The 17,228-nt window shown below is 49.0% G+C and carries 16 protein-coding genes, 1 tRNA gene and 1 pseudogene; 8 read left to right on the top strand and 10 right to left on the bottom strand.

Annotated features, from left to right (window positions below; genetic code table 11):
* Positions 1-17: 17 nt before the first annotated feature.
* Both HYX48_03165 and gnd read right to left on the bottom strand, forming a co-directional pair.
* Positions 18-728, bottom strand: a complete 711-nt coding sequence (locus HYX48_03165) for a pirin family protein (protein ID MBI2742896.1) — start codon at positions 726-728, stop codon at positions 18-20.
* 6 nt (positions 729-734) lie between these two features.
* Complete coding sequence (gene gnd, locus HYX48_03160) at positions 735-2,195, bottom strand: decarboxylating NADP(+)-dependent phosphogluconate dehydrogenase (protein ID MBI2742895.1); 1,461 nt, start codon at positions 2,193-2,195, stop codon at positions 735-737.
* 72 nt (positions 2,196-2,267) lie between these two features.
* On the opposite strand from gnd, the gene HYX48_03155 reads away from it, so the two are divergent.
* Positions 2,268-2,340, top strand: a tRNA-Arg gene (locus tag HYX48_03155).
* Between the two features lie 4 nt (positions 2,341-2,344).
* Here the strand turns inward: HYX48_03155 and HYX48_03150 are convergent.
* The 6 genes and pseudogenes from HYX48_03150 to HYX48_03125 all read right to left on the bottom strand — a co-directional run bounded on the left by HYX48_03150 (position 2,345) and on the right by HYX48_03125 (position 8,878).
* Positions 2,345-2,971, bottom strand: coding sequence for an N-acetylmuramoyl-L-alanine amidase (locus HYX48_03150; GenBank protein ID MBI2742894.1), 627 nt, complete (start codon positions 2,969-2,971; stop codon positions 2,345-2,347).
* A gap of 108 nt (positions 2,972-3,079) precedes the next feature.
* The gene (locus HYX48_03145) at positions 3,080-4,549 is read right to left on the bottom strand and encodes a UDP-N-acetylmuramoyl-L-alanyl-D-glutamate--2,6-diaminopimelate ligase (GenBank protein ID MBI2742893.1); all 1,470 of its coding nucleotides are present in this window, start codon (positions 4,547-4,549) and stop codon (positions 3,080-3,082) included.
* 82 nt (positions 4,550-4,631) lie between these two features.
* Complete coding sequence (locus HYX48_03140) at positions 4,632-6,635, bottom strand: penicillin-binding protein 2 (protein ID MBI2742892.1); 2,004 nt, start codon at positions 6,633-6,635, stop codon at positions 4,632-4,634.
* A gap of 402 nt (positions 6,636-7,037) precedes the next feature.
* Positions 7,038-7,415, bottom strand: a complete 378-nt coding sequence (locus tag HYX48_03135) for a hypothetical protein (protein MBI2742891.1) — start codon at positions 7,413-7,415, stop codon at positions 7,038-7,040.
* A pseudogene (gene rsmH / locus HYX48_03130) lies at positions 7,408-8,366 on the bottom strand (16S rRNA (cytosine(1402)-N(4))-methyltransferase RsmH). Before rsmH ends, HYX48_03135 begins: the two are co-directional and overlap by 8 nt.
* Positions 8,363-8,878 carry a hypothetical protein gene (locus HYX48_03125; protein ID MBI2742890.1) on the bottom strand — a complete coding sequence of 172 codons (516 nt, stop codon included), beginning with the start codon at positions 8,876-8,878 and terminating at the stop codon, positions 8,363-8,365. Before HYX48_03125 ends, rsmH begins: the two are co-directional and overlap by 4 nt.
* 318 nt (positions 8,879-9,196) lie before the next feature.
* Between HYX48_03125 and HYX48_03120 the strand changes: the two genes are divergently transcribed.
* The 4 genes from HYX48_03120 to HYX48_03105 all read left to right on the top strand — a co-directional run bounded on the left by HYX48_03120 (position 9,197) and on the right by HYX48_03105 (position 12,106).
* On the top strand, positions 9,197-9,712 hold the full coding sequence (locus tag HYX48_03120) for a DUF5399 family protein (protein ID MBI2742889.1): 516 nt from the start codon (positions 9,197-9,199) through the stop codon (positions 9,710-9,712).
* Positions 9,713-9,724: 12 nt separating this feature from the next.
* Positions 9,725-10,120: a type III secretion chaperone gene (locus HYX48_03115; protein MBI2742888.1), complete on the top strand. Its 396-nt coding sequence runs from the start codon at positions 9,725-9,727 to the stop codon at positions 10,118-10,120.
* A 111-nt stretch (positions 10,121-10,231) separates the two neighbouring features.
* Entirely contained in the window at positions 10,232-11,569 is a 1,338-nt protein-coding gene (gene dnaA / locus HYX48_03110; GenBank protein ID MBI2742887.1) for a chromosomal replication initiator protein DnaA, read from the top strand.
* 15 nt (positions 11,570-11,584) lie between these two features.
* Positions 11,585-12,106: a polymer-forming cytoskeletal protein gene (locus HYX48_03105; GenBank protein MBI2742886.1), complete on the top strand. Its 522-nt coding sequence runs from the start codon at positions 11,585-11,587 to the stop codon at positions 12,104-12,106.
* Positions 12,107-12,335: 229 nt separating this feature from the next.
* On the opposite strand, the gene HYX48_03100 is transcribed toward HYX48_03105, so the two are convergent.
* Positions 12,336-13,334, bottom strand: coding sequence for a zinc-dependent alcohol dehydrogenase family protein (locus HYX48_03100; GenBank protein ID MBI2742885.1), 999 nt, complete (start codon positions 13,332-13,334; stop codon positions 12,336-12,338).
* Positions 13,335-13,488: 154 nt separating this feature from the next.
* On the opposite strand from HYX48_03100, the gene HYX48_03095 reads away from it, so the two are divergent.
* The 3 genes from HYX48_03095 to HYX48_03085 all read left to right on the top strand — a co-directional run bounded on the left by HYX48_03095 (position 13,489) and on the right by HYX48_03085 (position 16,292).
* The gene (locus HYX48_03095; protein MBI2742884.1) at positions 13,489-14,322 is read left to right on the top strand and encodes a hypothetical protein; all 834 of its coding nucleotides are present in this window, start codon (positions 13,489-13,491) and stop codon (positions 14,320-14,322) included.
* Between the two features lie 455 nt (positions 14,323-14,777).
* Entirely contained in the window at positions 14,778-15,494 is a 717-nt protein-coding gene (locus HYX48_03090) for a hypothetical protein (protein MBI2742883.1), read from the top strand.
* An 18-nt stretch (positions 15,495-15,512) separates the two neighbouring features.
* Positions 15,513-16,292, top strand: a complete 780-nt coding sequence (locus HYX48_03085) for a hypothetical protein (protein MBI2742882.1) — start codon at positions 15,513-15,515, stop codon at positions 16,290-16,292.
* A 244-nt stretch (positions 16,293-16,536) separates the two neighbouring features.
* Here HYX48_03085 and HYX48_03080 read toward each other — a convergent pair whose 3' ends face one another.
* On the bottom strand, positions 16,537-17,226 hold the full coding sequence (locus tag HYX48_03080) for a ComF family protein (protein MBI2742881.1): 690 nt from the start codon (positions 17,224-17,226) through the stop codon (positions 16,537-16,539).
* Positions 17,227-17,228: the final 2 nt, after the last annotated feature.

Here is a 17,228-nt window from a genome sequence, read left to right as displayed (position 1 = left end):
CAAAGAAAAACAAACTTTCACTGCATGGAGAGTTCGATGAGGAGAAGCTCTGTGCCTGGGTAGGTGGTGAGCGGAAGCTCGGTGGCATCAGTGACTGCGACGCTATCACCTGCTTTGATGTTAAATCCTCCAACTTTTGCCTTTCCGTGAATCAGGAAGACAAAGATCCCATGCTTTGGATCTGAGGGAGCGTGATAAAAGTCGGTCTCTTTATTCCACTTACCGAGGAAAAAAGAGGCGTCTTGATGGATGTAGAGAGTCTCAGCAGATTTTTTGGGAGCAACGATTGGACAGAGCCTATTCGTAAGCTGCTGATCTGTGAAACTCTTCTGCTCATAGCTGGGAGAGAGATCCTGCTCCGCTGGCAGCACCCAGAGCTGCAGAAAATGCACCTTTTCCGTCTTAGAGGGATTCATCTCAGAATGCCGAATTCCCGACCCTGCGCTCATGCGCTGAACATCGCCCTTTTTGAGACGGCCGTGATTGTTTAACGTATCTCGATGCTCGAGCTCCCCTTCTAGCACAATCGTGACGATCTCCATATTATCATGGGGATGCAGCGAAAAACCGCTATTTGGGAAGACGAGATCCTCGTTTAATACGCGCAGAGTTCCAAAATTATTGCGCTTGGGATGGTAGTAGTTAGCAAAGCTAAAACTATTCTTACTGATAAGCCAGGGAGTCTCTGTCGACCCGCGCTCATGAGAAAGATAGATATCTACTTCCATGGACTCTCACACATTATATGAAGATGAGGTGATGTTCCCGCCGGTGCCAGTCCAGTTAGTATGGAAAAACTTTCCACGGGGCTGATCCACTCTTTCATAGGTGTGCGCGCCGAAAAAATCCCTCTGCGCTTGAAGCAGATTGGCGGGAAGATTTGCGGTGCATAGTCCATCAAAGAAAGAGAGCGCTGTGCTAAAGCTCGGCACTGCGATTCCAAACTGTGTTGCTTGGACGACAACGCGTCTCCAAGCGGCCTCGGCGCCCTGTATCTCTTTCTTAAAGAAGTCGTCAAAGAGAAGGTTGTCGAGAGCGGGATGCTTAACATAGGCTGTTTTAATGTCGTTTAAAAAGCGGCTGCGGATAATGCAACCTGCGCGCCACATGAGCGCAATCGAGCCATAATCCAGCTTCCACTTATTCTCACTTGCAGCAGAAGCAAGCAGCATAAATCCTTGAGCGTAGCTGACAATTTTAGAAGCGTAGAGAGCCTGCTTGATATCTTCGATAAACGCCTTCTTATCGCCAGAGAAGCGCACTACAGGCTTCGGGAAGATAGAAGCTGCTTTTACGCGCTGATCCTTTAACGCAGAGAGGCAGCGTGCAAAAACCGCCTCGCCAATGAGTGTCACAGGCATGCCGAGGTCGAGCGCGCTGATCGCTGTCCACTTACCTGTGCCTTTCTGTCCCGCAACATCCAAAATCTTATCGAGCACGAGAGTGCCATCTTTCTCCTTAACACCAAAAATCTGGCTTGTGATCTCAACAAGATAGCTCTTTAAGACTCCCTTATTCCACTCGGCAAAAATACTCTGAATCTCAGCGGGTTTAAGGCCGAGCACCTCTTTCATGAGCTGATAGGCTTCGCAGATGAGCTGCATGTCGCCATACTCGATTCCATTGTGAACCATCTTGACGTAGTGTCCAGAACCACCGCTTCCAACCCAGTCGCAGCAAGGAAGGCCATCTTCTTCAGCTTTTGCAGCAATGCTCTGGAAGATCGGCTTGATGATAGGCCACGCTTCTGCACTTCCACCGGGCATGATCGAAGGGCCGTGTCTTGCTCCCTCCTCTCCTCCTGAGATGCCGGTTCCAATGAAGAAGATCCCCTTCTCTTTGAGGGCCTTCTCTCTGCGTTCAGAGTCAGGAAAGTGGCTGTTTCCTCCATCGATGACGATATCGCCCTTTTCGAGGAAGGGAAGACATTCGGCGATCAGCTCGTCAACCGGAGGGCCCGCTTTCACCATCAGCATCACCTTTCTTGGGCGCTTCAGTGTTTTGAAAAACTCTTCAAGGCTGTGAGCCCCGATCACACGGCTATTTTTTGCAGGACCTTGTATGAAGTCGTCTACTTTAGAAACTGTGCGGTTGAAGACGACTACAGTGAATCCGTGGTCGTTCATGTTCATCACGAGGTTCTGGCCCATGACTGCCAGGCCGATTAAACCGATATCTGCTTGTTTTTCTGCCACTTTTCACTCTCCGGATTTACTTGCGATCAAAGGCGCTAAACATCTAACATTTTTGGGATTTTGAGGGCTTTTGTCCTCGTAGCTCAGAGGATAGAGCGGTCGCCTCCTAAGCGACAGGTCGCGCGTTCAATTCGCGCCGAGGACGTTTTTTACGATTTAAAATATTTATCGACACCAATCGCAATTCCCTCTGCGATCTTCGCTAAATAGTCGCGATCTCTAAGCAGGCTTCTCTCCTCTCCATTAGTCACAAATCCCCCCTCTACTAGGACTGCGGGCATCTCCGTCTCGCGGATGACGTGGAAGTTACCTCCCTTTACACCTCTAGAAATAGCTTCTGTCTGGTCGATAACTTGAAAGAGGATGCAGTCTGCAAGACGTCTAGAGGCTCTTCCTCTCCACTTCTCTTTTGTCTCGCAAAAGAAGACCTCGATTCCCTTCGCCGCCTGACTGCGCGAAGCGTTAAAATGGATGCTGACGAAAGCCGCGCCTTTTGTCCTGTTCGCGATCGAAACGCGTCTTGCAAGGGGAATATACTTGTCGCGCGATCGAGTCATGATCACTTTATACCCTCTCTCCTCAAGTCTTTTTTTTGTGAGAAGCGCTGTGATGAGAGTAATCTTTTTTTCCATGAAAGAGCTCACCTTAGCTCCCTCATCGGTTCCTCCATGTCCAGCATCTAATATGATAAGAGGATTTGCTGGATAGAGTGGAGGAGAGGTGTTCTCAGACTCTGTCTGCGAAAAGGAGGAGGGAAACGCAGGGGCAGCTTCCATCCTCGCAAAAAGGATAGCAAACAGGAAAACCAGAAAATGACGTAAATAGGACATCAAACCATCTCGCTCGGGCTGTTTATTGAGAATACCGATTATTAGAACTTAAGTTCAAGTCTCTACCTCAGCTTTGGCGACAGCGTAGTCATCAAAATGGAGAGTTTGATGAGCAAAAATCTGCGTCGTCTCATGGCCTTTTCCAGCGATTAATACGATATCTTCAGGCGCTGCGAGCTGGAGGGCTTTTCGAATCGCCTCTTTTCTATCGAGCACGACCATTGGAGCTGTAGGGTTGCGGAATCCCCCAAGAATCTGTTTCGCGATCTCCTCTGGATCTTCGCTTCTCGGATTATCGCTTGTAATGATGGAGAGATCCGAAAGAAGCTCGACAGCGCTTCCCATTTTAGGGCGCTTACCCACATCTCGGTTGCCTCCACATCCAAATACTGTAATCAGACGCCCCTTTTTAAATTCGCGAAGAGTATTGAGGACATTTTTCAACGCATCTTCTGTATGGGCATAGTCGACGAAGATATTCATCTTTTTGCGATTCTCTACGCGCTCCAACCTTCCTCGCACACTTTTAAATGAGGCGAGAAGAGGAACCATCGCCTCCAGCTCCATTCCATACGCTACAGCAACAGCGAGAGCTGCCAAACAGTTATATAAGTTAAAACGCCCGATCAGCGATGTGCGGAAAGGGATTCTCTTTCCTTTATACTGCAGCTCAAACTCGATTCCCTGGGAAGAGAGCCGAATCTCTTTTGCAAGGAGATCGGCATGCGTATCGATTCCATAGGTGATGCACTCAGCCGAGCAATCTTCAACAAGTTGAGAGGAGTAGCTGCTATCTGCATTGACGATTGCCACTTTTCTAAAGTGCTTGTTGCAGCCCACCTGACCCAAGTCGCGAAAGAGCTTAGCCTTTGCCTCGGCGTAACTCTCCATCGTCTTGTGGTAGTCGAGATGGTCCTGTGTCAAATTGGTAAAGACAGCCACATCAAACTCGATATCCTTCACTCTCTCTTGATCAAGCGCGTGAGAGGCGACCTCCATCACCGCAGCCTTGCAGCCGCTCTCTACCATCTCATGAAAGAGGCGGTAATTGGTTAGAAGATCTGGGGTGGTGTATTGAGAGGGAAGGCGTCTCTCCCCTACTAGCCACTCTACAGTTCCGATCAGCCCCGTTTTAAGCTTACTTCCTTCCAAGAGGTGTTTGACTAGATAGGAGGTTGTCGTTTTGCCGTTGGTGCCTGTGATGCCAACTAGAAAGAGTTTGTCAACGGGATTCTCATAGAATATTGCTGCAAGATGAGCTTCGATTGATGCGACATCGGGGTGAATGAGCTGAACAACTCCCGTGAGGAAGGGATCAAAAATATCTGTTAAAACTGCACTTGCTCCCGCCGCAATCGCCTCCGGAATAAAACGCGATCCGTGATGAGTCAGCCCCTTTTTTGCTACAAACAGATTCCCAGGAGCTACTGTTTTTGAATTTCCGCAGATGCCTGTAATTTCAACATCTTTGGAACCTTTAACAACCAGATCTGGTAGATCTCTAATCAGTCTCTTAATCTTCATGATCTCGCCTCTTTCCCAGAGAGTTTATCACGACACTACTCATAGCACAAGCGGGACAATCCCCAAGAGAAAAATGAGAAGATTAATGGTTCCACTGAAGGTAGAGCTCGCGGAGGGCCTTGATCTCTTTCAGCCAGTCGGCCTTGTTGGGGTCGAAGCGAGGATCTCCGCGAGGGTAGCCGTGGGGATCGTCGGGTTCGACGCCTAGATATTGAAGTGTGCGCATGGAGATCTCTTTAAAGGCGGGGGCGCAGCAGTTTCCTCCGTGCTGGTTCTTTCCGACTCCCGGGATATACTTGAACTCGGGATCGTCGATCGCAATCAGCAGGACAAACTCAGCATTCTTCGCTGGAGTAAAACCGATAAAGGTGGCGATGTGGTCTCGCTTGGAATAGGTGCCCGAAACGATCTTCTCAGTCGTCGCCGTCTTTCCAACCTCTGTGTAACCAGGCACGTCTCCCTTGGATGCGGTTCCACCGGGTTTGGTCACAAACTTCATCGAACGTATCACTCTGTCGACGATCTCAGGCTCAAGGAGGCGCCTCATCTGAGCGATCTTCTCAGGAGAGGTGTTGTCTTGAATGACCTCCTCCTTTCCTGAAGCATCAGTTTTTACAATCTTTCGAACGAGAGTCGGCCTCACATCAAAGCCGCCATTTGCGATAACGGCGTAGCTCTTCACCATCTGAAGACTGCTAACTAGAATGTTATGTCCAAAAGCAAGCGAGAAAGGGGTTGCGGTCGACCATTCGAGAGCGCCATTCGGATGTTTTTTTCCGAATGCGGGCAGTAGGCCAATGCTCTCTCCCGGAAGTTCGATTCCGGTTTTAACTCCAAAACCAAAGAGATCTTGCAAGCAGCTTCTATACCACTTCTCACCAAGAGCTTCGATCACTCTCTGGATCATGCGAGACATGTAGATATTAGAAGATTTTTGAAGCGCCAGATCCATATTCAGAAAGTTGTGCGGGTGGAGATCTGAGATAGGCTTCGATCTTCCCGGGAAGCGTCCATTTGCAGTTGCGACCTTCTCCTCTGGAAAGAAGATCGGCTTCTTTCCCTGTTTTTGAAGTTCTGCGTTCGCTTTTAAACAGATCGCAAGTGTCAGCGGCTTCATCGTCGATCCCGGCTCATAGGGGTCTGTGATCGCCTTGACCTTGGTCTCTTCTGGCTGCGTCTCGAAGTAGTGTGCGTAGTTAGAGGGATCGAAGTAGGGGTACTGTGCAAGTGCAAAGATCTCCCCTGTGCGCGGGTGCATCATGAGCGCCCAGCCGCTCTTGGCATTCGCTTTTTTTACCGCCTTCTCAATCTCTTCTTCGGCAATCGCCTGAATATAGTGGTTGACCGTCAGGTGGATATCAGCTCCGTTTTCAGGCGAGGCCAAGACCTTTACTGTATCTAGAGGATGACGGGGCGAGCGAAGAAGAAGCCTTTTCCCCTCCTTTCCCTGCAGCTGCTTATTAAAATAGAGCTCGAGCCCTCCTGTGGGAATCGTCTCCTTCGACTTGACGTCGCACTCTTCGCGGATTGTATGGAGCACCTGTCCTAACAGATGTCCAAACGGATAGGAGCGCTTATAGTCTTGAATAAAGTAGAGAGCATTGCGAGGCAGCTTATTTTTTCTGTAGAAGCCATCCCACCAGCGCAGGACGTTGTTTCTCTCCTCTTGAGAGAGCCACATCCTTAGCTTGCGATTTCGACTCTTCTTGCTGAGGTGAGCCCTAACTTTTTCGCTCTCCTCTTTCGTCAGATGAAGAGTCTGTGCTATTCCGCTTACCACCTCAGCTTTAAGTGGTTCCGAAAGAGAGCCGGGATCGGCAAAGAGGTGAAACTTTGGCACATCGACCACAAGAGGCTGCGCTATATGTGGATGCCCCTTTTTGATCGCTGTGTTCGAATAGAAGAGACCGCGATGGAATGGATCCGCAATGACAAACTGGTGCTGACGCCTCGCCTCTCTCGTCCACTTCTCCCCTTCAACAATCTGAATCTTGAAGAATTGAACAATCAGCAAACTAAACAGAACCAGAACAAAGAAAGCGACATACAAGAGTCGCTTCCTCCCCACAACCTTATTAATATCCATCTTTCAAGTTTCTCTTTAGAAAAACAAAAATAATACACGCAACTCTTATTAGGGCCAAGATAGACATGTCGGGTAGTCCAGGAGATAGGCCTTTGGCCTTCTCTCGGGGCCTCCCTGCGACCCTCTTGCGACCCTGTGAAAGAAGAGGATCGGGCACGGGCACGCACACGTTCACGAAAGAAAGGCGGGAAAGGAGAATCGGGCACGCTCTTCTTTTTCTCTCTCTTTCGTGTCCCCTCTCTTTCTCTCTTTCGTGAACGTGCCCGTGTGCGTGCCCGCGCCCGATCTTATCTCCCCTCTCTTTATTTACAACTGCGACTGGTCGCGAAAAGGACCCTTTGGCGAAGGAAGTGGGATGAGCGCCTAGGGGCAGCCCTTATAAGCTCGATTAAAAACCATAAACTAGCGGGCAGATTCGGGCATTGTTCCGATTGCGAGGGTGAAGTGCGGCTTTACGGTTGGGGTCTCTTCTCTTGCAGGAGATGTAGGAGCTAGTGCAACTCCCTCTTTCACTGTAAGAATCTCTTTGAAGAGAGGATGTTTGAGATGATTAAACTCCGCCCGTCTTGCCAGCTCCATCAGATGCTGAGGATTTTCAAACTGCTCAATCTCATAGCGCAACCTGTCGCTCTCTTCCTGGATCGCTTTGAGCTCTTTTGCAGCTTGAGGGATTTTGATCCTAAGCTCTGTCACACTGTTTTGCACATCTATAAACGAATAGAGGCAGAAACCGGCGAAGAGGATACACGAGAGAACTCTTAGAATAAAGCCTCTATTCATCTGAGACACCTACTTTTTCTGCAAACCTCAGCTTTGCGCTGCGGGCGCGGGGGTTACGTCTTGCCTCCGCTTGGGAAGGCACGAGTGGTTTTTTAGTGAGAAGGCGCAGAGTCGGAATCTCCGCCTCTTGCCCTCTCTTTGCGCGACGGCTCTGAGCTGCCGCACGAAAGATATTCTTCACAATGCGATCTTCCAGACTATGGAAGCTGAGGACGCCGATTCTTCCCTCGGGAGCGAGTAGATCTATCGCCTTCTGCAAAGCCCTTTCCACTACGCCGAGCTCGTCGTTTACACTGATGCGCAAGGCTTGGAAGATGAGCGTTGCAGGATGTAATCTTTTTTTTCCGAAGTGACCCAGCGACGAGACGAGTATGTCTACCAGCTGCTTGGTCGTTTCGATCGGCTGTTTCTTCCTTGCTTCGCAGATCGCCTCAGCCGCTCTTCTCCATCTGCGCTCTTCACCCAACTCTCGAAAGATCTGCGCGAGCTCCTTTTCGGGCCAGGTATTGACAATCTCTTTTGCTGTCAGGGGATTGGCAGGGTTCATCCGCATATCGAGCGGGCCCTCTTTTGAAAAGCTGAAGCCTCTGTGTGCTTGATCTAGCTGCATGGAGGAGACCCCCAAGTCAAAAAAAAACCGTCGACGCTTTTTACTTTTGCTCGTTTCACGTGTTGGTCTAAATCGGCGAAATCGCCGTGAACGAACTCGATCTTGCTCTTCCATGGGCTGAGCACGCTTGCCGCAAGCTTCAACGCATCTGGATCTCGATCGCAGGCGATATAGGTTTGTATCTCAGGGTGAGCTTCTAGAATGGCCTTTGCATGGCCGCCAGCTCCGAGCGTCCCATCAAAAAAAACTTTAATTTCTTTGTCTTTGAAAAAGTGAAGAACCTCTTCGAGCATCACCGGGAGGTGCGGAGCACCTGCGATCTCTCTCTGCTCGTTTTTCATCCCCCGCAGCCCTCGCCATCATAACATAGGTCAGCTTGGTCGGTCTCTAAGAGGGCAAACGCCTCTTCACACATTTTAGAGAGATCCATCTCTGGATCTTTACCGCTGAGAACGTCGCTTAATTGAGCGTCGTAGCGCTCTTTCGGCCAGATCTCTATCTTATTGAGCACCCCTGCGACGACGATCTCACTCTTAATGTTCGCCGCTTTTCGCAGTAGTGGAGGAACCATTACTCTCCCAATCTTATCGCAGCTAGTCTGATGAAGAGTGGAAAAAAAGAGGGTGAAGAACTTCTGATACTTGCCGATGTGCTGTTTCGATTGAAACCTCTGGACGATCTTCTCAATATCACTCTTACGGTAGATAGCAAGACAGCCACCTAAACCGAGCGCAAGGCTGAATTCGAGTGCGCCATTTTCCACCAGACCAAAACGCATCGACTGAGGAAGGACAAACCTGCCCTTCTCATCGAGTTTAGCGCCTACAGATCCACTGAAAAAGAAGCGAGACATCGTTTTTTTAACACCGTTTCCCACAATCTAACACCAGACCCCTAAGTTGGCAACTTTTTTGAAGAAAACTCCCACATTTACCCTGATTATAACCCCCATATCCAACAATCTAAAACCCTCATTTTCAATGGACTATCCCTGCGAAAAGAGAAATGTGGGAAATTGTGGGAATTATGTTCACAACTCCCCCATTTTCCAACTTTTCAACCACTTTAAGTTTGAAATAGCACCAACTTTCTCATCTCTGTGACCACTATCAAGTAATTTATTGACAAAACGGAAAAAGGGTGGCAAACGGAAGAAAAAGGAGATTGCACTATGTCGCTCCGCCCAAAGACGATCGATAACTTAGGAGTAGAGGCCTACACCCGCTACGCAGAAGATGAGAAGCTGCGCGGGGATGCACTAGTTAAGGATGCGCACCTGGCACCCTCTCAGGCTGCCGAAGTCGATGTTACGACCCCCTCCTATGCAAGCGAGTTCGATGCTCTCTTTGGAATTTCAAAACGCAACGCCCCCTGGGCCGACTTCTCTGCTCCTCCCAAATTCCACGAGCAGAAGAGACGTCTCTTCACCCATCAGATCCTTCCATCACTGGGGACGGCTGACAAGAAAGAGGTGCAGTCGCAGAGAATCATCGATCTGGTAGAGACGACAAAGAAGCGAAAAGAGACGATGGCATCAGAGGGGAAAGAGACCCTTCAAATGAATAGAGAGTTTGAAGAGGAGGAGAGCGAGAAAAAAGTTCTGCTGAATGCGCTGAATCGCATCTCCACTCTTGAACGCACGCTGATTGACATCAACTCGCGTCGCGGACAATATCATAAGGGCTAGGCAAGGATCATTATGAGTCAAGTTAACTGGTTAGAAGTTTTGGGATGGCATCAAGAGGAGCTGGACGATCTCCGTTTCGTCGGCTACTCCTATATTAGACAGGGAAGCTACGATCTTGCTCTCTCTTTCTTTGAGGCTCTCTCTGTTCTATCTCCTAATAATGCATACGATCTGCAAACACTCGGCGCCATCTATCTACAGAAGAATAATAATCTAATGGCTCTCAATACTATTGAGAAGGCTCTGAAATTAGAACCCAACCACTACCCCACTCTGCTCAATCGCGTGAAAGCCCTCCTCGCGCTCGGCTACAAGAAGCAAGGTCTTACCTCTGCAAAAACTCTTCTGACCTGCCCAAATGAGCAGATCGCAAGTCAAGCCACCGCACTCATTTTAGCCTACACCTGAGCACCAACGAGTTAGACAATTTTGTTGCGACCATTGCATTTTCAGTGTTAGTCTGACGACATAATATTATCCCCTAATACTCTCTAGTGTGGAAGGCTCACTTCATAACTTATGCTGACTCATAATCCACACGACACCTGGACGCAATTTCTAGAGTTCATCGGAGAGCGCTGCAGCGCTACCGAGTATGAGAACTGGATCGCTCCGATTAAGCTCCTTGAAGCCTCCTCTGAATCGCTCGTCCTAGAAGTCCCAAACATCTTTGTTCAAGAGTATCTCATCGACAACTACAAAGAGGATCTCTGTAGCTTCGTCCCTAAAAAACCAGATGGGCAGCCCGCTCTGACTTTTGTGATCGCCGAGCAGAAAAAGGTCATCTCAGCCCCCTCTATTATCACCGCCACACCCCAGGATCAGCCTCCCGCACGGGAGATGAAGCTAAACCCCTCATATACTTTTGAGAACTTCATCGAGGGACCCGCAAACCAGTTCGTAAAATCGGCAGCCCTGGGCGTCGCCGGCAGGCCGGGAAGATCCTACAACCCGCTCTTTATTCATGGCGGGGTAGGCCTCGGAAAGACCCACCTCCTCCACGCGATCGGCCACTATATTAAGAGCACAAATAAGAAGACCCGCATCCAGTGCATCACGACCGAAGGGTTCATCAACGATATCGTTGACAACTTGCGAAACAAGTCGATCGACCAGATGAAAAAATACTACCGCACCTTAGACGTACTTCTGGTGGACGATATCCAGTTTCTGCAAAACCGGCTCAACTTTGAAGATGAGATGTGCAATACTTTTGAGACCCTCATCAATCAGAACAAGCAGATCATCATCACCTCAGATAAACCGCCAGGACAGCTCAAGCTCTCAGAGAGAATGGTGGCGCGGATGGAGTGGGGCCTAGTTGCAAACGTCGGCATTCCCGATCTAGAAACACGTGTGGCGATTCTGCAGTATAAAGCTGAACAGAAGGGCCTGCGCATTCCTCAGAAGGCCGCCTTCTTTATTGCAGAGCATATCTTTAATAACGTGCGTCAGCTTGAAGGAGCGATCAATCGCTTAAACGCCTACTGCCGCCTGATGAACCTCGACGTCACAGAAGAGGTCGTAGAAAAAACTTTGAGTGAACTCTTCCAGACCGCTCCTCAAAAAAGCATCTCGGTAGAGGCCATCATAAAAAGCGTAGCAGCGGTCTTTGAAGTGCGCGTTGGAGACCTGCGCGGAGATTCAAGACAGAAAGAGATCGCCTTTCCAAGACAAGTTGCCATGTATCTCGCTAAAGAGATGATGAACGAATCCCTGATTAAGCTCGCCTCCTACTTTGGAGGAAAGACCCACTCCACCCTTTTACACGCTTGGAAAAAAGTCGCACTCCGACTAGAAGGAGATGAGACGCTCAGAAGACAGGTTCAGATGGTGCGTCGCAATTTAGAAAGCTAGCCAGGAGATGATCCGATGTTTAAAAAGCCGCCCAGAAATTTCTTAGATCAGGACCTCATACCTTCAAACCAGAGCGACTTCTCCTCCCTCACCTCATCCTTCCCCTCCTCTTTAAAGACAGCACACCAGTCCGACACTCTTGCTTCTCAGGAAGAGAGCGCGCACGAAGAGCCAGAGACCACAATTAGCGCAAACGTCTCAATGCGCGGAACCCTCGCTTTCCACAAGGTGCTGCGCATCGACGGAATTTTTGAAGGAGAACTCCTCTCTTCAGGCAAGATCATCATCGGACCTACAGGTCAGGTGAAAGCGAACATCGATCTCGATGAGGCGTTTATTTCTGGAAAGGTTGAAGGAAATATCAGAGTTAGAGGCCGCTGCGTTCTGCGTGGAAGAGCCGAAATCCGCGGAGACATCTCAGCTCACTCCCTTAGCGTCGACGAAGGAGTCATCATCGCAGGACACGTCAGAGTGGGGCCCGTCGATAGCAATCCGCTTCTCGCCGACATCGACCTCGACAATCCCCTCCTCCACTAAACAAGAAGAGAAGAATCGGGCACCAGCACGAAAGAAGAGAAAAGAATCGGGCACCGGCACGGGCACGCACACGTTCACGAAAGAGAAGAAAGGGGACTAGAAACATTTAAGAAAGATCCGGATGTCGACTTTCTTTCTCTTCATGAACGCGCCCGATCTTCTCCCGATTCCTCCCTATTTCGTGAACGTGCCCGTGTGCGTGCCCGCGCCCGATCCTATTCTTCTCTTCCTAGTTCGGATTTGGTTTTATAACCAAGACAGCGGAGCCGGTGATCTTGCCCTCTTTGAGATCGCGAAGCGCCTCGTTTGCTTTTTCAAGAGGATAGGCGTGAACGCTAACTCTTAAGGGGAACTTCTCTGCGAGTTTAAGAAACTCTCTTCCATCTTGAAGTGTGAGATTTGCAACAGAGCGAAGCTCTCGCTCTTCCCAGAGAAGCTCATACGGGAAGGAGGGAATATCGCTCATGTGGATTCCTGCACAGACTACCACTCCAGCTTTACCGACAGCTTTTAATGCTAGCGGAACAAGAGCCCCCACCGGAGCAAAAATAATCGCAGCATCAAGAGGTTTAGAAGGAAGCGTCTCACTCCCATACACCTCTATTGCACCCAGCTGTTTTGCAAGCTGCTGAGCCGCCTTATCTCCCTCTCGTGTAAACACAACCACCTCTCTACCTTGCGCTTTTGCGAGTTGCAGAATGAGATGCGCAGAAGAGCCAAATCCGTAGAGTCCGATTCTCCTTGCTTCTCTTATGAACGTTAGTGCGCGGTAGCCGATCATTCCCGCACAGAGAAGAGGAGCCGCCTCTAAATCGTCATACCCTGCAGGCAGAGAGAAGCAGTGGTCAGCATCTGCAGTACAAAACTCGGCAAAGCCTCCACCCTTCTGGTAGCCAGTGTAGACCGCATCTTTGCAGAGATTCTCCCTACCAGATTTGCAAAATGCGCACTGGTTGCACGAGCCCCCAAGCCAGGGAACTCCCACCCTCTCACCAATCCGCTTGGAATCGACCCCCTCACCCACTGCCGCTACCCTGCCCACAATCTGGTGTCCCAAAATCAGCGGGAGGCGCGGATGCAAAAGCTCGCCATCTATAATATGGAGATCTGTGCGGCAGACGCCGCACGCCGCCACCTCGACCAGCAGCTCTCCCCTGCCAGGACGCGGCACCTCCACCTCCCTCAGCTTCAGCGGCTCCCTCACCTTCTCTAGTAGCATTACTCTCATATCCCCCACCTATACCTCATAGGGGACTCACATAGAAATAAAAAAATAATTACCATTTTTTATTATCGTGTATGAATAAATTCTTTAATAAAGAAAAATTACTTAGAAATGAGCCACAATGGAAGCTCAAAACTTATAATTTACGGATAGGTTTATGGATCCAGTACGCTTCGGCTTGCCAATGGTTTTTTCTAATCGAAGAGAACTAACTACAACCCAGTGGTTAATCGAAAAAGTAGATGACGCACTGGATATTTGTGGCACTCAAATGGCATGGGTACACTACGACGGAAGAGTAGACATCACCGTGAGAAGACCCGACTCTTGGGAGGTCACTGCCTTAAAAGTGGTTGGCATCTTCACTATCGGTATCCTTCTGCTCATCGCCAAGGTCATCCTACGCTATGGTTGCGAAATCTTGCCTCCAATTCCCCCTGTCACCACGCCTCCCCTCAGAAACAACCCGTTATCTGTACCTCCACCCGTTTCAAGAAACTTCGACCCACAGACTAGAGATCCGCAACGACCAGCAAAACCTTTTGGATTGAATCTCATAAAACTCTTAAAAAAATATCCTTTTATTGCAAATGGGGTTGATCCAGTGCCAAGAGCGGCAGAAGATGGCAAGGAGAGCAAACCCTTTTATGTTTCTATTCAGGTTGCATTCAATTTTGTTGCGAATAGAATCCATCAATCCATTTCTACTCACGGACCCTCGAGAGGCGTCGTGTTCGATTTTAGAAGTGCTCCTTTGCCACCTATCGCAGAGGTTCAAATGAAAGATGTTGTGATTCCCGATCCATCACATGAGGGAATGATTACATTGATGAACCGAAGATTTGAAGAGCTCCCCGAGATTGGAGAGGCATCTAAGAATTTACTTCTGACAATTTTCGAAGTCTTAAAACTAGAAAAGATCATAACCGGTTATAGCTGCTCAGAGTTTGAAGTTGAGGTCCATACAGTACAAAAAGGCAAACTCAAATAGCTAATAATAGTGTAGAGCTCATGACAGAAGTAGGCTTTTGGATGCCAGTGACCTTTCTCAAAATGTCGTAACCATCTTCCCAGTTCTTCGTCCTGATCACGGAAGCGAAGAGTAAAAATAGAACAGGATCCTGCTAGCGAATCTGAAGCTATCTTTTTTGGAGTGCGGCGACCCGGCGCCGCTTTTCTCAAAATCGACTTGTCGATTTTCTTTGATTAGCAGGGACACTTGACTGCAGGCTTATTTGAAATTAAGAGAGATCGCCAGGTCGATCTCGAGAAAAGCGGCGCCGGGTCGCCGCACTCCAAAAAAACTATTATTTAAAATTTTATTTTATGCGGTTTTTAACGAATGACTTTACGCGCGAAATAGTGTATAATTGAGCCCCATCACATGGAGGATTTATGACAGAAGTAGGCTTTTGGACACCGATAACCCATTATAATAAATATAGGATGACTACGGAAGACGAGGTCATGCAGTTTGTCGATGAGGCTTTAAATATCTTCGGCACTCAAAAAGCTGTCATCTACAAGGATAACTTTATAGAACTCGAGGAGAAGGCGCCCGATTCTTGGGAGATAACCGCCCTAAAAATAGCTTCTGCTCTCGTAGTCGGCATCTTCCTCCTTATTGCAAAAGTTGTTCTGCGCTGCTCTCACACCTATGAGATCACACCTGCTCCTACTCCGGGTGCAAAGATCAAGCTAAATTTTGAAAAACTTATTCCAAAATATAGTCTTCCTGACCGACTGGTTACAGAGGAGATGGCTCCCGACGAACACAGACCTTTCACCCGCGTTAAATTTAGTTTTGGAATAGATAGAGCTATGGAATTTGTTATTAATAGAATTAATGCATCGATCACTTCAAGTGGCCCTCTAGCAAAGGTAGATTTCAGCTTTGATTATAGAGCCACACCCGCGCCAGAAGTTCTCTTTAATATGAGAAGCGGAGAGGCTCTCCCAAAAGACGGACCAGGGATGATTAAACTGATCGATGAGAATTATCGAGCGATACCAGAAAACCCACAGCTCGGACCATACCCCAAAAACCTGCTTGCGAACATTCTCAATATTTTAAAAAGAGAAGGCTGCATCCAAGATTATCATTATTCCCTTCATGGAGCTTGTGTGTATCCCCAGAAAGCAGCAGAAACAAAAACCGCTTAATAATACTGGAGAAAATTTATGGCAGAAGTAAGCTTTGGCACACCGGTAACCTACTCGGCTTTAAACAGGATTCAAATGACCACGACAGAGTGGTTAACAGAGTTTGTCGATGATGCTCTCGATATCTTCGGTACTCAAAAGGCTGTTATCTATATAGGAAATGTAGAACTCGAAGAGAAGCAGCCGGACGCTTGGCAGATAACCGCTCTAAAAATCGCTGCTGCGATCCCCTTTGGTATCTTTCTGCTTATTGCAAAAGTTGTTCTGCGCTGCTCTCACACCTACCAGATCACACCTCCTCCAACCCCAGGCAGAGAGATCAATCTAAATTTTGAGAAGCTTTTTTCAAAATATGAGCTCCCAGGCATTCTGGAAAAGAAAGGCCTAGAGCTTCAAACAAGTGGCGCTGTAGGTCCTGCGGATGTTATTTTGGCACGTAATGTTACTTACTCGTTTCCAACGTACCTGGCTTTTGACTTTGTGGTTGATAGGATCAATAGATCTATTGCTACACATGGCCCTCAAACAAAAGTAGAGTTCGAGTCTTACGGCGCTCCTGCACCTTCTGTGATATCGACGGGAGCCAGACAAATTACCGATATATCAGGCGCCGGAACCATCCATCTTCTGAATACTAATTACGACGCTCTTCCTCACAGAGTTGAACCATCGAAAAATCTGCTTAGTGTCATGCTAAAAATCCTAAAAGATGAGAACTACATCGACAGCTACAGAGAGGCTACGCTGAGCTGCTTTGATGTATTCCCAGTAAAAGCCCCTGAATCAAAAGACGCTTAAGAGAGAACGCTTTCTTAATCGCGGAAGCGATGTCAGGCGCTAGCCCCGCGTGAAGCGCAAGCGGAACGTGGGGAAAAATACACCCCCCAAATACCAAAGAGCCGCGGAAGCGGCGAAAGAGGTTTCTGTCGCCGCTACCGCGGCTCTGGTGTGTATGGGGTAGGGTTCTCTTCCCCACGTTCCGCTTGCGCTTCACGCGGGGCTAACACCTTACGCCACTTCCGTGGCTAACTTCTTCTTGGTATTAGCTGGCGCAGAAGGTGAGCGCATAGAGCGCAGCGGGGTAGCCCTCCTGCAGGGCTGCTGCGCAGTGGCGAAGGGTGGCGCCAGTTGTCATCACATCGTCGATAAGGAGAATGGTCTCGTCCGAGATCGAGCGCCTCTTTTTCCAGCTTATTGCATCTGAAGGAAGACTCTCGCGCTGCTTGCGCGACTGCCCTGTTTGGGGGAAGTCTCCGCTGCGCTTCTTCAGAAGATCGGCGCAGGGTCTATCCAGAAGGCGGCTGATCTCTTGCGCGAGCAGAAGGCTCTGATTGTAGCCTCGCGTCCAGGTGCGCATGAAGGGCTGAGGAACGGGGACGATGAGATCGGGAAGGGGAACCTCAAGGCGCAAGAATTGAATGAGCATCCAGGAGGCGAGATCTCTTGCCAGCTCCTGCTTCTTTCCAAACTTAAACTGCTGAACGAGTGTAGCTGCGGGCCCCGCATACTCAAAGGCGCTGCTCATGCGCTTAAAAGGGCTTCCTTTTGTTCGACACTTTGGACAGCCGCTCTCCTCTTTCTCTGTAAAGCAGCGGGGGCATCTTCCTTCGAGTTCGATCAAGCTCATCTGCTTTAAACACTCATCGCAGAGCCTCTTTTTAAGCTGGCCCGTCTGCTCCGTGCAGTGGAGGCAGAGTGGCGGGAAGATGAGTTCAAGCAGAGGCGTGATCACAG

This window comes from Chlamydiales bacterium, assembly GCA_016185065.1.
GTDB lineage: Bacteria > Chlamydiota > Chlamydiia > Chlamydiales > Rhabdochlamydiaceae.
Note: the sequence above shows the minus strand (reverse complement) of the source record. Positions and strands in the feature narration are given on the sequence as shown.

Coding starts and splice junctions, on each gene's coding strand:
- HYX48_03100 (MBI2742885.1), bottom strand. CDS start 13,334: ATGAGAGTAATGCTACTAGAGAAGGTGAGGGAGCCGCTGAAGCTGAGG.
- HYX48_03125 (MBI2742890.1), bottom strand. CDS start 8,878: ATGTCTCGCTTCTTTTTCAGTGGATCTGTAGGCGCTAAACTCGATGAG.
- HYX48_03105 (MBI2742886.1), top strand. CDS start 11,585: ATGTTTAAAAAGCCGCCCAGAAATTTCTTAGATCAGGACCTCATACCT.
- HYX48_03120 (MBI2742889.1), top strand. CDS start 9,197: ATGTCGCTCCGCCCAAAGACGATCGATAACTTAGGAGTAGAGGCCTAC.
- HYX48_03150 (MBI2742894.1), bottom strand. CDS start 2,971: ATGGAAGCTGCCCCTGCGTTTCCCTCCTCCTTTTCGCAGACAGAGTCT.
- HYX48_03145 (MBI2742893.1), bottom strand. CDS start 4,549: ATGAAGATTAAGAGACTGATTAGAGATCTACCAGATCTGGTTGTTAAA.
- HYX48_03085 (MBI2742882.1), top strand. CDS start 15,513: ATGGCAGAAGTAAGCTTTGGCACACCGGTAACCTACTCGGCTTTAAAC.
- HYX48_03090 (MBI2742883.1), top strand. CDS start 14,778: ATGACTACGGAAGACGAGGTCATGCAGTTTGTCGATGAGGCTTTAAAT.
- HYX48_03135 (MBI2742891.1), bottom strand. CDS start 7,415: ATGAATAGAGGCTTTATTCTAAGAGTTCTCTCGTGTATCCTCTTCGCC.
- HYX48_03095 (MBI2742884.1), top strand. CDS start 13,489: ATGGATCCAGTACGCTTCGGCTTGCCAATGGTTTTTTCTAATCGAAGA.
- HYX48_03115 (MBI2742888.1), top strand. CDS start 9,725: ATGAGTCAAGTTAACTGGTTAGAAGTTTTGGGATGGCATCAAGAGGAG.
- HYX48_03140 (MBI2742892.1), bottom strand. CDS start 6,635: ATGGATATTAATAAGGTTGTGGGGAGGAAGCGACTCTTGTATGTCGCT.
- HYX48_03165 (MBI2742896.1), bottom strand. CDS start 728: ATGGAAGTAGATATCTATCTTTCTCATGAGCGCGGGTCGACAGAGACT.
- dnaA (MBI2742887.1), top strand. CDS start 10,232: ATGCTGACTCATAATCCACACGACACCTGGACGCAATTTCTAGAGTTC.